Source organism: Flavobacterium sandaracinum, assembly GCF_004349135.1.
In the GTDB taxonomy this organism is placed as follows: domain Bacteria; phylum Bacteroidota; class Bacteroidia; order Flavobacteriales; family Flavobacteriaceae; genus Flavobacterium; species Flavobacterium sandaracinum.
The window spans coordinates 31522-45303 of sequence record NZ_SMFN01000014.1; the positions used below are offsets into that span (position 1 = coordinate 31522).

At 35.3% G+C, this 13782-nt stretch carries 13 protein-coding genes and 1 other RNA gene; 4 read left to right on the forward strand and 10 right to left on the reverse strand.

The features are described 5' to 3' along the window. Positions 1–177: 177 nt before the first annotated feature. The gene (locus E0F91_RS11980; protein WP_132066720.1) at positions 178–1839 is read left to right on the forward strand and encodes an MFS transporter; all 1662 of its coding nucleotides are present in this window, start codon (positions 178–180) and stop codon (positions 1837–1839) included. A 151-nt stretch (positions 1840–1990) separates the two neighbouring features. Here the strand turns inward: E0F91_RS11980 and fsa are convergent, their stop codons facing one another. The 9 genes from fsa to ffs form a co-directional block, all read right to left on the reverse strand. Beyond that, the gene (gene fsa / locus E0F91_RS11985) at positions 1991–2647 is read right to left on the reverse strand and encodes a fructose-6-phosphate aldolase (RefSeq protein ID WP_073353076.1); all 657 of its coding nucleotides are present in this window, start codon (positions 2645–2647) and stop codon (positions 1991–1993) included. A 300-nt stretch (positions 2648–2947) separates the two neighbouring features. Beyond that, on the reverse strand, positions 2948–3484 hold the full coding sequence (locus E0F91_RS11990; RefSeq protein ID WP_132066721.1) for a hypothetical protein: 537 nt from the start codon (positions 3482–3484) through the stop codon (positions 2948–2950). Positions 3485–3604: 120 nt separating this feature from the next. After that, a complete protein-coding gene (locus E0F91_RS11995; RefSeq protein ID WP_132066722.1) occupies positions 3605–3904 on the reverse strand; it encodes a hypothetical protein in 300 nt (99 codons plus the stop codon). A gap of 158 nt (positions 3905–4062) precedes the next feature. Next, positions 4063–6105 (reverse strand): BT4734/BF3469 family protein, encoded by a 2043-nt coding sequence (locus tag E0F91_RS12000; RefSeq protein WP_132066723.1) that lies wholly within the window; start codon positions 6103–6105, stop codon positions 4063–4065. Between the two features lie 6 nt (positions 6106–6111). Next, positions 6112–6369 (reverse strand): helix-turn-helix domain-containing protein, encoded by a 258-nt coding sequence (locus E0F91_RS12005; RefSeq protein WP_165930125.1) that lies wholly within the window; start codon positions 6367–6369, stop codon positions 6112–6114. Then, complete coding sequence (locus E0F91_RS17750) at positions 6359–6541, reverse strand: MerR family transcriptional regulator (RefSeq protein WP_165930126.1); 183 nt, start codon at positions 6539–6541, stop codon at positions 6359–6361. The genes E0F91_RS12005 and E0F91_RS17750 overlap by 11 nt, the downstream gene beginning before the upstream one ends. A 330-nt stretch (positions 6542–6871) precedes the next feature. Beyond that, positions 6872–8050: a tyrosine-type recombinase/integrase gene (locus tag E0F91_RS12010; RefSeq protein WP_132066725.1), complete on the reverse strand. Its 1179-nt coding sequence runs from the start codon at positions 8048–8050 to the stop codon at positions 6872–6874. A 189-nt stretch (positions 8051–8239) separates the two neighbouring features. After that, positions 8240–9043, reverse strand: coding sequence for an SDR family oxidoreductase (locus E0F91_RS12015; RefSeq protein ID WP_132066726.1), 804 nt, complete (start codon positions 9041–9043; stop codon positions 8240–8242). Between the two features lie 111 nt (positions 9044–9154). Beyond that, an RNA gene (gene ffs, locus E0F91_RS12020) (signal recognition particle sRNA small type) lies at positions 9155–9252 on the reverse strand. 87 nt (positions 9253–9339) lie between these two features. On the opposite strand from ffs, the gene E0F91_RS12025 reads away from it, so the two are divergent. Both E0F91_RS12025 and hutI read left to right on the forward strand, forming a co-directional pair. Next, the gene (locus tag E0F91_RS12025; protein ID WP_132066727.1) at positions 9340–10392 is read left to right on the forward strand and encodes a glutaminyl-peptide cyclotransferase; all 1053 of its coding nucleotides are present in this window, start codon (positions 9340–9342) and stop codon (positions 10390–10392) included. An 11-nt stretch (positions 10393–10403) separates the two neighbouring features. Beyond that, positions 10404–11642 (forward strand): imidazolonepropionase, encoded by a 1239-nt coding sequence (gene hutI, locus E0F91_RS12030; RefSeq protein WP_132066728.1) that lies wholly within the window; start codon positions 10404–10406, stop codon positions 11640–11642. Positions 11643–11691: 49 nt separating this feature from the next. Here the strand turns inward: hutI and E0F91_RS12035 are convergent, their stop codons facing one another. After that, a complete protein-coding gene (locus tag E0F91_RS12035) occupies positions 11692–12576 on the reverse strand; it encodes a hypothetical protein (RefSeq protein ID WP_132066729.1) in 885 nt (294 codons plus the stop codon). Between the two features lie 104 nt (positions 12577–12680). On the opposite strand from E0F91_RS12035, the gene E0F91_RS12040 reads away from it, so the two are divergent. Then, a complete protein-coding gene (locus E0F91_RS12040; protein ID WP_132066730.1) occupies positions 12681–13751 on the forward strand; it encodes a formimidoylglutamase in 1071 nt (356 codons plus the stop codon). Positions 13752–13782: the final 31 nt, after the last annotated feature.

Here is a 13782-nt window from a genome sequence, read left to right on the forward strand (position 1 = left end):
TTTTAGAATTAGCAAAAAGTTTGAAAAAAAAGCAGGTATATTCAACAAAAATTGGTTATTCAATAATTCTAACAATATTTAGTCTAAATTATTTTTTTTTAATTTACTTAACAAATATATTTACGGTCTTACAGCGATAAAAAGTATTTAATACTAATCATTAACCAATTTATACTTATGAATTCAGAACAAACAAAGTCTAACAATTCCGCGCTTTATACGCTCATAACCGTATTTTTCTTTTGGGGATTTATTGGAGCGTCAAACGGGATTTTTATTCCATTTTGCAAAGCTAAATTTGGCTTAGACCAATTCCAAAGTCAATTAATTGATTTTGCTTTTTATGGTGCTTACTATATTGGTGCTTTATTGCTTTTCATTTTTAGTAGTATTGCCAAAAAAGATATTCTTAACGGTTGGGGATTCAAAAAAGGAATAATTTACGGATTATTAATAAGTACATTTGGAGCCGTATTGATGATAATTGCGGTAACACAAGGAAGTTATTTGTTCATACTTGGCGCTTTATTTATTGTTGCACTTGGTTTTTCACTACAGCAAACATCGGCACAACCTTTTGCAGCGTCTCTTGGTGAACCACATTCCGCTTCAAGCAGATTAAATCTTGCTGGAGGAATCAATTCATTGGGAACCACAATAGGACCAATAGTCGTGTCTATCGCCTTATTTGGAGTTATTGCAGGTGTAAATATTGAAGAATTTGCTCAAAAACCAGATTCATTAGATTCTATGAGAATCCTATATGTATTTGTTGGAGGACTGTTTTTATTGGCAGCAGCGCTATTCCATTTTTCTAAAAAATTACCGGCTGGAAAAAGTGATTCTACTTTTGAAACGGCGAATAAAGCAATGAAAACCTTGATTGCCATTACTGTAATTTTGGTCGCTATTTTTGCTTACATCTTTTCTCGTTACGAAGAGCCTGAATTTATCACTCGTTTTATAGAGAATAAAGAAAAAGATTATTTAGGATTAGCCTTAACAGTTTCTACACTTTTGGTAGTTGTTATTGGATTATTCTTTGCAAATACAACAGCTCAAAAAAATCCTGAAGGATGGGGAGCCATGAAATATCCACAATTAGTTTTGGGAATGTTAGCCCTTTTCGCTTATGTAGGTGTCGAAGTAACTATAGGAAGTAACCTTGGTGAATTATTGGTAACGGCTGATTTTGGTTCAATTTCAGGTCCAGCTTTAGCGCCTTACATGTCTATGTATTGGGGAAGTTTAATGATTGGACGTTGGGCAGGAGCCATTACGGTTTTTAACCCATCATCACAACTAAAGAAAATTTTACTTATCGTTGTTCCTTATATTGCATTTGGAGTAGTTTTAGCGGCAAACGCTATTTCTGGACAAGATGTGACGCCTTTATACGCTTATGCATTTGTAATTTTGTTCCAAATCGCTGGTTTCTTTTTAGGAAAAGACCAACCGTCAAGAACCTTAATGATTTTTGGTATAATGGGAATGACAGCCATGCTTATTGGACTATTCACTACTGGAACGATCGCAATTTTTTCTTTTATGAGCGGTGGTTTATTCTTAAGTATCATGTGGCCATCTATCTTTTCTTTAGCCATTGCAGGTTTAGGAAAATACACTTCTCAAGGTTCGGCTTTCTTGGTAATGATGATCCTTGGTGGTGGAATTATCCCGCCATTACAAGGGAAATTAGCGGATATTATCGGAATTCATACGTCTTACTTCATTCCTGTTTTATGTTTTGCTTTCATCGCATTCTACGGATGGAAAGTAATTGGAATTTTAGAAAAACAAGGAATCGGAAAAGAAATAGAAGTGGGTGGAGGACACTAATTTCAACACAAACTAATCAAAACCAAACCAACCAAAAAACTCCCATTTTGCTATGCATAATGGGAGTTTTTGTTTATACCGAAATCTCAAAATCAAAAATCGTTGCCCGAACCTGAAAGGCGAACTGGCGAAGCAATCTGCAACCTTAAATCTATTTATTTCCTTTCTCGAAATCAGCCACAAATTGTGCCAATCCAATATCAGTCAAAGGGTGTTTCAACAATCCGTAAATCGCAGATAATGGTCCAGTCATCACATCAGCGCCAATTTTTGCACAATTTACAATATGCATGGTGTGACGCACTGATGCCGCAAGAATTTGAGTTTCGTATCCGTAATTGTCGTAAATCAATCTGATTTCTTCAATCAAAGCTAAACCGTCTGTAGATACATCATCCAAACGACCGATGAACGGAGAAACATAAGTAGCTCCCGCTTTTGCAGCTAATAAAGCCTGTCCAGCTGAGAATACTAAAGTTACATTCGTCTTAATTCCTTTGTCCGAAAAGTATTTAGCAGCCATCACTCCTTCTTTGGTCATAGGCAATTTTACCACGATTTGCTCGTGTAAATCTGCTAATTCTTCGCCTTCTTTAATCATTCCGTCGTAATCCAAAGCATTAACTTCGGCACTTACATCACCATCAACTAGATTACAAATATCAACATAATGCTTCAAAATGCTGTTTTTCCCTGTAATTCCCTCTTTGGCCATCAATGAAGGATTCGTTGTAACGCCATCCAAAACGCCTAATGCCTGTGCTTCCTTAATTTGAGCTAAATTAGCCGTGTCAATAAAAAATTTCATAGTATTTATATATTTAATTGTGTGTGTTTTTTATTTGTGCTTGCCCACAAGGGTCAGGCTTTTCGCTCTATCCTCGATAAAAAGCGAGGGATGCCGCTACAATCCTTCACGCAAATACGGTGCAAAATTACAATTTATAACGCCTCGTTTTAACGTTTACGGTACTTAACAATTGCCTTGTGTACGCACTTGTGTTTTAAATAGCTCGTTTGCACGTCAAAAGTAATTATTTAAAGGGGATTTTAAGCATAAAAAAAACCGCTACTTAATGCAGCGGTTAACTTTATTGATTAAAAATCATTATTTCAAACTCGATACTATATCAATCAAATGTTTTTTGTTTGCTTCCATCGTTAAATTCAGCTTATCACTAACAAAAACACTATTGATCGTGTGAGTAGCACCCCAATTAATTCGCATACCGAGTTTGCCCAGCCTATTAAAGTTTTCAACTGTTTGTAAAATTAAAGCGTATGCCTCAATTTGTATATCATTACTTGTATAAAGGCGGTTTTGCTCTCTTATTGTTTCCTGCTCCAGCTCGGTAACTGGATCAAATCTCAAATGATAGCGGTTTTTTAAATAAAAGGCTTCGGCATCTCTATACTCCTTTTCGATGCCCTCAGTTTGCAAGTTGAAAGTTAAATTTGCCTGTGGAAACGGCTGCTTAAAATGGGTCTCAATTGATTCCCAGCTCTCAATACTCGATGCAACATAACCTATCTTTGCTAATTTACTTAAAAGTGTTTTGCCGTTTTGGTGTCGGTTAATCTGAAAAGTAATTAACTCATTTGTAACTACTTGATTTTCTGCTAGTAATATTTTTTTTGTGTTCATAGTGTGGGTGTTTAATTGCCTTTTTTTGGCAAAATTTGTAAAAGTTTAATAAAATTGTTCGCCAATGCTCGCCAGCAATCGCCAATACCCTATCGGTTAAATAGGGTAAATCTATTTTAATTATTTTTGTGATAGGTTTATTCTATTAAAGAAATTTTGATAGTTCAAATCTGCTTTGATTAATAGTCTTTTGCGGCGTCGTAGTTCTAAGAACTCAACAAGCTGGGCGGCTTGCTCGTTGTCTAGGTTTAAAACCTGCTCCACCGTTAACGGGCTGGGCTTTGCTGGTGATTCGCAAATTATCTTATAATCTATTCCTTTGATAGCTCTAGTGCTTCGCTGGCCGTCGTGTAAAAGCGTGTATTTTGCTTGTGTTGGTTTGATTGCAATTTTTAGCAATTCTTTTAATGCGTTTTTCATTTTAATTATATTTAATTGATTAATATTTGTTGTCAATGGTTTAAGGTTTAAACCAGTTTAATTAAACCCTTTGCAAGTGGTTTAGAGTGGTTTATACGCCTATATATAGGCGTAAACCTAAACCACTTGCTTCTAAAAATTATTTTATTTATTAAACCTTATATTTCATCAGCAACGGCAAAAACCCCTAATAAATAAGGCGAACGAGTACTGTTCCCTTTTATAAGCCAACCCCTATTTTTAGAATATGTTAAAAGCTCTTTGGCTCGGTTAGTACCTATGCTAGTATTAAACATAGATTTATAGGCCAAACCTAACTGAATAACTAAATCAGTATAAGTAAAACTTTGGCCGTTGCTGAAAACTTCCTGCAGCAGTTCATATTTTTTAACCTCCTCCAGGTCTGAAACGTCAAAACGGTTATTTTTGGTTTCTGTTCGCTGCTCAAAGTGTTCCGCCGCAATTGGCAGCCCAAAAACGTCTATTTCAAAGGCGAACGGCTCGGCTTCTATATTTCTACATTGCAAAGCGGTTACGATTGAAATTTTCGGCTCTGTGTCGCTTTTTGCAACCTCCAAAACGGTTTCCGCCTTATTGATTAACTCAGTACCAATGTGGCCACGTGCATTTGCATCGCTTTTGTTTTGGTGCAATACCGTTACAATATGAATATTGCGTTCCTCCGTCCATTTTAGTAATTTGCTGGCTACATTGGTGGCCTGCTCCTCATCGTTTATACTGGTTACTAAATCCTTTATTCCGTCAATCACTACAAAACCAATTCTAGGATTGCTATAAATTTCCTCCTCAATAAATTTGAGACGTTCCGACGGTGTTAATGATCGTAAAAAATAGGCGTGTAGGTTCTTTGGTTCGGGTTGGTTAATTTGGTCGCAAATCCTTTTAATTGCAGCCTGCACGTGGTATTTGCCTTGTTCCGTGTCAAAATAAATAACCTCGTTTTGTTCAATCGGCAAATCACTTGTAAAACGTTCCAACATTACGCAATCACTCAAAGCGGTACTAACTGCAATATTTATAAAAAATGATTTTTTCGCTTTAGCTTTTCCAATAACTAGGCTAAAATTTCCAAGAGTTCCCAAAATTGCGGGTTTGCCGTCGGTAACATTTAATAAACTCCACGCTATTTGAGGGGCTGGAATTTCCTCTGTTACGTCAATACGGTATTTAAGGCGGTTAATTTCGTGCTCGCTGGCGAAATAGTCCGTGCTTTCTTTTATAATTTCCTCAATTGTTGCGTTGCGTAGCGGTTCAGCATCGTTCCAAGCCGTACGCATAGAATTAAATGCGTTCCCTGCTTTGGCTTCGCTATCGGTACCGTACATTGCAACAATCTTACTTTCTAAACGGTCATAGGCTTGTTGTTCATTCTCTAAATTATAACCTTTGTAAAGGCCTGCAATTCCCTTAACATTCGCAATTTGTGGGTGTCTTGCTCCGTCGTGGTTTTCAAGTTCAAAACAAAGGCGGTCAACTGCATTGTTTGCATAGGCTTCAATTCGTATTTGAGTTGCAGCGTCATAATTTTTTAGCTCTCGTACTGGCTGCGGCTCGTTTATAATTTCAATAGGTTCTATTAACTGAATAGCTAAGGGCGTTGCATCGGTATTAAAATGTAAATTAGCGTCATAACTCAAGAACATTGGCTGCGATAATTTAAATTGTGCAACGTCTAAAAATGGGGCGTATTCAGTAGCTCCGATAGCGTCCAGCAAAGCCGCTGCATTTACTTTTAATGTATTGTAATGCTTATCTAAGTTTATTACTTCACTTAGTAAAATGATCGCTTTTACTCCGTGTTGACTGCCCGAAATGAAACAAAGCAATACACTAGCATTTTTTACTAAAATTGCTTTTAGGGCTTCCGTTTGTTCCGTTGTTAGTTTGTCGAAGTCAAAGGCTGCAATATTACGATTGTAATGTAAAATACTTTTGTTTTCTCTATAACTAAACGTACCGTAAGGCGTAATAAAGGGCTGCAATAATTTTAATTTTTGCTTTTCTGCTGGATTATTACAAGCAATCATTTTTGCGGTTAATTCCTGCAGCGAAGCGCTAATACTCACTACTTCATCAATCGAAATAGTTTTTTGCGATTTAACTGTTTTAATGCCTCCGATAAAAAGAGAAACTTTATTATCTTTGCTTTTTTGCGGGGTTTGGTTACTAGTACTAGCCATTTCCCGTTATTTATTTATTCTAATTAAAGAACTCAAAACGTCCGAACGCTTAAACATAACACGGCTGCCAATTCCAAACGCTGGTATTGTTCCGTTTTTAGTGAATTTATCAAGGGTGTTTAAAGTAATGCCTAACAGTTCGCAAACTTCCTTTTTAGATAGTAGGGTTTCTGCTGGTTTTACGTTGCTAACTGTTCCGAGAGCTTCAACAATCATTTCCTTTAGTTCAGCGGGGCTAATTTGGATTAAGATATTACTTTGCATCTTTGGCCTCCTTTCTTGCTTTAAAGGCCTCGATTGCCTCGTTTGTAAAAACGTTGTGGCCATTGTCAAGAACGGCAAAGGGCTTAATTTTGTCTGATTTTACAAGTAAACAAACATACCTTGTTGAAAAGCCCAAATTTTCGGCAACTTTTCTAGTTGTTAATAACTTCATTGTAATTAGTTTTGAGAAACTAAAGGCAAATTTGGTCTTTCGAGTAGATTTTGTATTTTAAGAAGATAGCGACCTACTAACTCATTTTTTAATTTCGGTAATTTCGGTATTACTCTTATGCTTTAATCTCGGTTAAATATGTGTAAGGATTAGTTCCTTACTCTGAATACAAACATAAGAACGTTTTTAGACTTCTGAAAGAGAAAAAACAACTATTTATAAAGTTTTAAACAAATGATTTACAGGTATTTAAAGACTAATAAAAACCGTTAATAAATTTAATTTACGGTAACAATAAATTTAATTTTAGGCAAAAAAGCGAGCAAATGACTATTTAGGCAAAAGTGCCTTTTCGTATGCGTCCGCAATATCTTCATCAGTTAAACCGATATATTTTATTAGCTGGGTTTCTGTGGCGTGTTTTGTGATCGACATTATTAAAGACGTTGGAATAATATTATAGTGATTACTCGCATAGCTCCTACGCATACAATGTGTAGAAATAGCCTCGTATTTTGGCACTTCTTTTAAAAACTCTATTCCGTTTTCTTTTACTCTTTTTAATACGGATGCGTTAAGACCTGCAAGATTGCAAAGAGTTTTTATATTTCGGTTTAGTGTAATTATATCGCATTGTTTCGGAAACTCTTTTAATAATTCTATTGTTTCGGCCTGCAAAGGAATAACAACGGGCTTTTTAGTTTTTTGCTGGGTTAACCGCAAACGGCCGTTAGAAATATTTGACGGCGTTATACTTAGTAAGTCATTAGCCCTTTGCCCTACTTCGCACCCAATTAAAAGCCATTTACGAGAGTTCTCTAAATGCTGGGGTAAATCTCTTAAATCTTTGATAAGTTGTAATTCTGATCTATCGAGTTTTACAATTTCCCTTTTATCTCGTTTGATCGGCTTTTCGTTGTAGCCTCTCGAAATTGCAACCTCCAAACCTCTTTCTTTGCTGCAATCGTTCAAAACCGTAATAATAAAACGGGTGTGTTGTATAGCGGTGTTTTTAGATAGCTTTTTTGTACCTATTAAATAGTTTTCAAAGGCTAACATAAAACTTTTGTTTACGGCCTTTATTTGCGGCCTGCTGGTGCCTATAAATTCAGTAAGCAAAGCAAACGCCCTATTGTATAAATCGAGGGTGTTTTTTGCAAGGTTCTTTTTTTGATCGATGTAATTCTCACAAGCTCCAAGAAATAAAAGTTTTTCATCAGCTTTAATTTTACCGTTCACAATATCAATAATACTTTTTAGCCATTCAGTAGTAACAATATTAGTAATAAGGTCATTTTCTACTAAATCGCAAATTTTACGCAATTTTGAATTTATATTTTTTTCGATTGCATTGGATCCTTTTGTTAGCTGCTTTTCGGTACTCCAATTTTCAGTATCAATTTTTAAGCCCGTAGAGGCTCTAACAATATTATTGCGGCCATTTGTTACCCTACATTGTATTGTTTTATTATTGGTGTTCCCTCTTAGTTCAAAAGTGGTGGTTTTCATAGCTTATATTTTTCTAATACAAATATAAGGCTTTAAAAACTTGTGTACGCATTTGTGTATGCAGTTTTAAGTATTATTGCGTTTTAATGCGTTTTAGGGTGTTTTAAGTATTTTGCAAGATCCTTTATTTATAGGACTTAACGCCTTATGTTCATTAGCATTAACACGTATTAGTACTTTAATGTGGTGTTACAATTTATAATGGTTCATCAGCATTTTTTCATATACTTTATCGGGTAAAATTCTCTTCAAAACAATGGAGAATTTTTGCATAAAAACGCCCACTTTATAATGAATTTCAGGTTCCCGAGTTTGTATAATATGATAAACTGCTTCCGCCATTTCATTAGGGTTACTACCGCTATCCACATGTTCATCCATTGTTTTCAATGTATTTCGGTATGGAGTTTCATACGCTGAACCTTTTATAACTGGAGCATGATATCGTCCTGACGCAATATTTGTTGCAAAATCTCCCGGAGCCACATTAGTTATATGGACACCAAATGATTTAACCTCCATACGCAATGCTTCTGTAATAAGTTCTAACGCACCTTTAGAAGCAGAATAAACACTTCGATACGGCAAGCCCATATATCCCGCAATCGAGGTAACATTGACAATCAAACCCGAGCTTTGCGCACGCATTTGGGGCAAAACTGCTTTCATCACTTCAATTGGACCAAAAAGATTGGTCTCAAAATTATTTTTGATTTCCTGCATCGGAATTTCTTCCAAAGGTCCCGTAATTCCAACACCAGCGTTATTAATAACAACATCTAATCTTCCGGAGATCGAAATCACTTTGGCAACAGCCGCATGAATCGAATCTGAATCCCGAACATCCAAAGCCACTAGTGGAAAAACCGAATTCAAAATTCGATCCGGATTCCTGCTGGTTCCATACACAACAAAACCTTTGTGGTGCAAAAATTCGCCAATAGATTTTCCTATTCCTGAAGAACCTCCTGTAATTAGAACTACTTTATTCATGGTTATTGCTGTTTGTGATACGAAAGGTCCAAAAATAAAAAAATCCTCCCGAAGGAAGACTACTATTTGTGTATTTAGAAAAAGAATCTGAAATAAATACAGATTAAAAAAAAATGGCAAGCGACCTACATCGCATCGCTCAACCGCTTACCCTTGCTATGTTCCCATCCTGGGGGAGTCTGCAGGAGCTGATCGTGTAGGACTTGCCGGTGCAAATATACAATCTTTTTATATTTTTGCAAGAGCTTTATACATTAAAAATAACGTTGTATATTCGGGTATTCAAAATCCAAACTATGAGAAATTATAACTTCCTATCTATCATTTTATTAGGAATCACTTTAACCAATTGCAATCACACAAAAAAAGGAGAAAATACTTTATTCACCTTTGACAATTCTAAATTTAAGGAACAATATAAGCCACAAGAAGCGCTTTCTTTGGAAATTTTGAACCTAAAAGAACAAACTGTAGACAGTATTATTTATTTTGTAAATGATAAAAAAATAGCTTCGACAAAGGGCTTAGAAAAATTAACTTTAGAATTAAAAGACCAAAAACTAGGCTATCAAAACCTAAAAGCATTGGTGTATTATGGAGGAGAAAACTCAGAAGCTACCGCTAGAGTAGAACTGGTTTCTGAAATTCAACCTAAATTGTTAAAATATACTATTGTAAATACTTATCCACACGACATCGGAGCCTACACACAAGGTTTAGAATTTTATCGTGATACTTTATACGAAGGAACTGGACAATATGGAAAATCTTATTTAAGAAAAACCGATTACAAAACAGGGAAAGTACACAAAGAAATTAAACTTGATTCTAAATACTTTGGTGAGGGAATCACAATTCTTAACAATAAAGTGTACCAACTGACTTGGAAAAATAATGAAGGGTACATTTACAATGCAGATACTTTCAAAAAAGAAAAAACGTTTACTTATTTCAAACCTATCGAAGGTTGGGGATTGACAAATGACGGAAAATATTTATATCAATCTGATGGAACTGAAAAAATTTGGATAATTGACCCAAGCACATTTAAAGAAGTAGACTACTTGAACGTATACTCTTTTGAAACAAAAATTAAAGCAGTCAATGAACTCGAATGGATTGATGGGAAAATTTATGGGAATGTATACCAAAAAGATGCGATTGCTGTTATCAATCCTAAAAATGGAGCGGTCGAAGCAATTATAAATCTTGCAGATTTAAAGAAAAAAATAACTCAGTTACCTGATACAGATGTCCTAAACGGAATTGCCTATAACCCAAAAACAAAGACCATTTTTGTAACTGGTAAAAATTGGGATAAAATGTTTGAAATTAAAGTTTCAGAGTAATTTTTCTTTAAATGACTACATTAATTACCAATATCAAAGAATTGCTTCAAGTACGAGAAACTTCGATCGCTAAAGTTTCCGGTGCAGAAATGGCGATTCTTCCCACCATCAAAAATGCCTTTTTAGTACTTAAAGACAATTTAATTGCTGATTTTGGTTCAATGGATCAATTACCGAAAATTCACACGGACAAAACAATTGATGCCACCGGAAAGATAGTTTTACCATCTTGGTGCGACAGTCACACACATATTGTGTATGCCGGCAACCGAGAGCAGGAATTTGTAGATCGAATCAATGGTTTGACATACGAGGAAATCGCTAATCGTGGCGGTGGAATATTAAATTCCGCTAAAAAACTTAACGAAACTTCAGAAAAAGAACTGTACGACCAGTCTAAAGTTCGACTAGAAGAAGTGATGCGTTTAGGAACCGGAGCAGTAGAAATCAAATCGGGTTATGGCTTAACTGTTGAAGGAGAATTGAAAATGCTGCGCGTCATTCAACGCTTGGCTCAAAATTATCCTATTACGATAAAAGCAACTTTTCTTGGTGCTCATGCTTTTCCCTCAGAATTTAAAGAAAACCATCAAGGCTATATCGATCTTATCATCAACGAAATGCTGCCTGCAATAGCTGAAGAAAAGTTAGCGGAATTCATCGATGTATTTTGTGAAACCGGCTATTTTACTGTTGCCGAAACGCAACAAATCATGAAAGCTGGAATTAAATTTGGCTTAAAACCAAAGATTCATGTCAATCAGTTCAACTCTATTGGCGGAATTCAAGTTGGAATAAAACAGGAAGCACTTTCTGTAGATCATCTAGAAGTAATGAAACCGGAAGATATTGAAGCGTTGAAAAATACTGAAACAATGCCTGTTGCATTACCTTCTTGCTCTTATTTTTTGAGTATTCCGTATACTCCAGCACGAGAAATGATCGCTGCTGGACTTCCTATGGCACTAGCAACAGATTATAATCCGGGTTCTACCCCATCAGGAAATATGAATTTTGTGGTCGCCACTGCCTGTATCAAAATGAAAATGACGCCCGAAGAAGCATTTAACGCAGCTACAATAAACGGAGCGTATGCGATGGGAATTTCTGATACGCATGGAAGTATTACTATCGGTAAAAAAGCAAATCTAATTATCACGAAACCTATTCCCTCCTATTATCAAATTCCTTATGCTTTTGGTAGCAATTTGATTGATACAGTATTGATTGAAGGTGAAATTTTTTCATAAAAAAAAAGAGGAACAGTACGTTCCTCTTTTAAATATTTTCTATTGGTGATTATCTTAAGATAAAACTTGTTTTAGAAACTAATACATCTCTGTCAAAAATATTGATAAAATACGTTCCTTTAGCAAAATCTTTTCCTCTTAAATCCTCAGAAACTTGAATCGTTTTATTTTCATATTTAACATTAGTTAGAAAACTATACGTTAAACTATTTTCTCCAAAGTTCTCTGTTTTCTTATCCCCTAAAACATTGCTTTTACTATCAATTACTTGAACGTAATACGTTTTATCTCCAGATTTAGCAATTTGATTTTCCGCAATTGTAAAACTAACTCTAAGAACATCAGCTCTACTAGCTTTATCTGTTTCAATTTGTTTACCAGAACTACGTAATTTAAAAGCCGATCCTCTTGTGTTCAAAACTGTTAATTTTGACCCTATTTCTACCGCTTTAGCCAATTCTTCGTTTTGCCCAACCAAAGCTTCATTGTATTTTTTAGACTCTCCTAATACAACCACAGTACTATCACGTTGCACTGTAAGTGTCGTGTTAGCTTTTTTCAAGTTGTCGTTCTCCGCCATTAAAACTTTCATATTCCCTTGCAAAGCATTGAATTGAGTTCTGTATTTTGACAAAGAAGCTACATCCCCTTTTGATTTACTTAAGTCAGACATCAGGTTAACCACTTTATCTCTTTCCAGAATTAACTCATCAGACATTGAAGTATTTTCTGAAATAGCAGCATCATAAGTCGATTTTAGTTCCTGTAGATCTTTCATCACCGTTTCTTTTTCGGTCAATGTAGTTTTCAATTCTGTTTTAACTGTATCTGCATCAGAAGTCATTTTGAAAATGTAGATCAAACTACCCACTAATAAAATAGCCAATACTGCTACTACCACTTTAAGACTTGAACTGCTTTTTTGATTTTCCATCTCGTTTTAATTTTTTAATTTATTTACAAATTTAACATTATATAACCACCTGATAACGTAAGTTAACACAATTATATTATTTTTGAACAAAAATTATTTTTTTAATGGACAAAATTATCCCGTTTACCATCAAAGATCTTGCAAAAATAACCAACCACAGAAGTGGTGAAATAAAATTTGGCGAGAAAATGATAACCATTCCAAAAGATGCAGATCCTACTGATTTTCTAAAAAAATGTGAAGCTAAATATGTGCTCTTTGGAATTCCGGAAGATATCGGCATAAGAGCCAATTATGGCAGACCAGGAGCAGCATCCGCGTGGGATAGTGCGATAAAAAGCATTGCAAACATTCAGCACAATCGTTTTTGTAAAGGCAGTCAACTTGTGGTTCTAGGGCAGCTTGATGTGAGTGAACTAATGAAAAACGTGGAGCATCTAGACTTTAATGATATTGATGACCGCTCTAAATTGAGTCAGCTAGTCGATAAAATTGACAAAGATGTTTCGCACATTATATTTAATTTGGTGAAATTAGGCAAAACACCAATTGTTATTGGTGGGGGACACAATAATTCTTACGGCAATATAAAAGGAACGGCACTGGCTAAAGGCAAACCTATAAATGCAATTAATTTTGATGCCCACTCTGATTTTAGAATTCTAGAAGGACGTCATAGCGGCAATGGATTTTCTTATGCCTATGAAGAAGGTTTTTTAAAAAAATATTTTATTTTTGGTTTGCATGAGAACTATACTTCCAAAAGTGTTTTGGATATTATCAAAAAAACCGAGGATCGAGTGCGCTATACCACTTATGATAGTGTAAGTATTAGAAAGGAAAAAGAATTTGATCAGGAAATGGCAAATGCTTTAGAGTTTGTAAATGATGCTTCCTTCGGAATAGAAATCGACCTGGATGCCATTCCAAATATTGCTTGCAGTGCAATGACAATGAGTGGTTTTTCGGTGGAACAACTGAGACAGTTTATTTCCTTTTTTGGAAAAAATAAAAATGCATCCTACTTGCATATTTGCGAAGGCGCCCCAGATTTAGGAGAAGAAAAAAACAATCACCTAATAGGCAAATTGATAGGATACTTGATTACTGATTTTATTAAATCCAATACAATACCTCCTATTCAAATTACAAATTCAGTAAGTAAATCGTTGTAATGGAGCGCCTGCAGGACCTAAAAGTACACAC

What these genes read in the sequence shown, in the direction of transcription:
- E0F91_RS11980 (WP_132066720.1), top strand. Translation starts at nt 178, where the DNA reads ATGAATTCAGAACAAACAAAGTCTAACAATTCCGCGCTTTATACGCTC.
- fsa (WP_073353076.1), bottom strand. Translation starts at nt 2,647, where the DNA reads ATGAAATTTTTTATTGACACGGCTAATTTAGCTCAAATTAAGGAAGCA.
- E0F91_RS11990 (WP_132066721.1), bottom strand. Translation starts at nt 3,484, where the DNA reads ATGAACACAAAAAAAATATTACTAGCAGAAAATCAAGTAGTTACAAAT.
- E0F91_RS11995 (WP_132066722.1), bottom strand. Translation starts at nt 3,904, where the DNA reads ATGAAAAACGCATTAAAAGAATTGCTAAAAATTGCAATCAAACCAACA.
- E0F91_RS12000 (WP_132066723.1), bottom strand. Translation starts at nt 6,105, where the DNA reads ATGGCTAGTACTAGTAACCAAACCCCGCAAAAAAGCAAAGATAATAAA.
- E0F91_RS12005 (WP_165930125.1), bottom strand. Translation starts at nt 6,369, where the DNA reads ATGCAAAGTAATATCTTAATCCAAATTAGCCCCGCTGAACTAAAGGAA.
- E0F91_RS17750 (WP_165930126.1), bottom strand. Translation starts at nt 6,541, where the DNA reads ATGAAGTTATTAACAACTAGAAAAGTTGCCGAAAATTTGGGCTTTTCA.
- E0F91_RS12010 (WP_132066725.1), bottom strand. Translation starts at nt 8,050, where the DNA reads ATGAAAACCACCACTTTTGAACTAAGAGGGAACACCAATAATAAAACA.
- E0F91_RS12015 (WP_132066726.1), bottom strand. Translation starts at nt 9,043, where the DNA reads ATGAATAAAGTAGTTCTAATTACAGGAGGTTCTTCAGGAATAGGAAAA.
- E0F91_RS12025 (WP_132066727.1), top strand. Translation starts at nt 9,340, where the DNA reads ATGAGAAATTATAACTTCCTATCTATCATTTTATTAGGAATCACTTTA.
- hutI (WP_132066728.1), top strand. Translation starts at nt 10,404, where the DNA reads ATGACTACATTAATTACCAATATCAAAGAATTGCTTCAAGTACGAGAA.
- E0F91_RS12035 (WP_132066729.1), bottom strand. Translation starts at nt 12,576, where the DNA reads ATGGAAAATCAAAAAAGCAGTTCAAGTCTTAAAGTGGTAGTAGCAGTA.
- E0F91_RS12040 (WP_132066730.1), top strand. Translation starts at nt 12,681, where the DNA reads ATGGACAAAATTATCCCGTTTACCATCAAAGATCTTGCAAAAATAACC.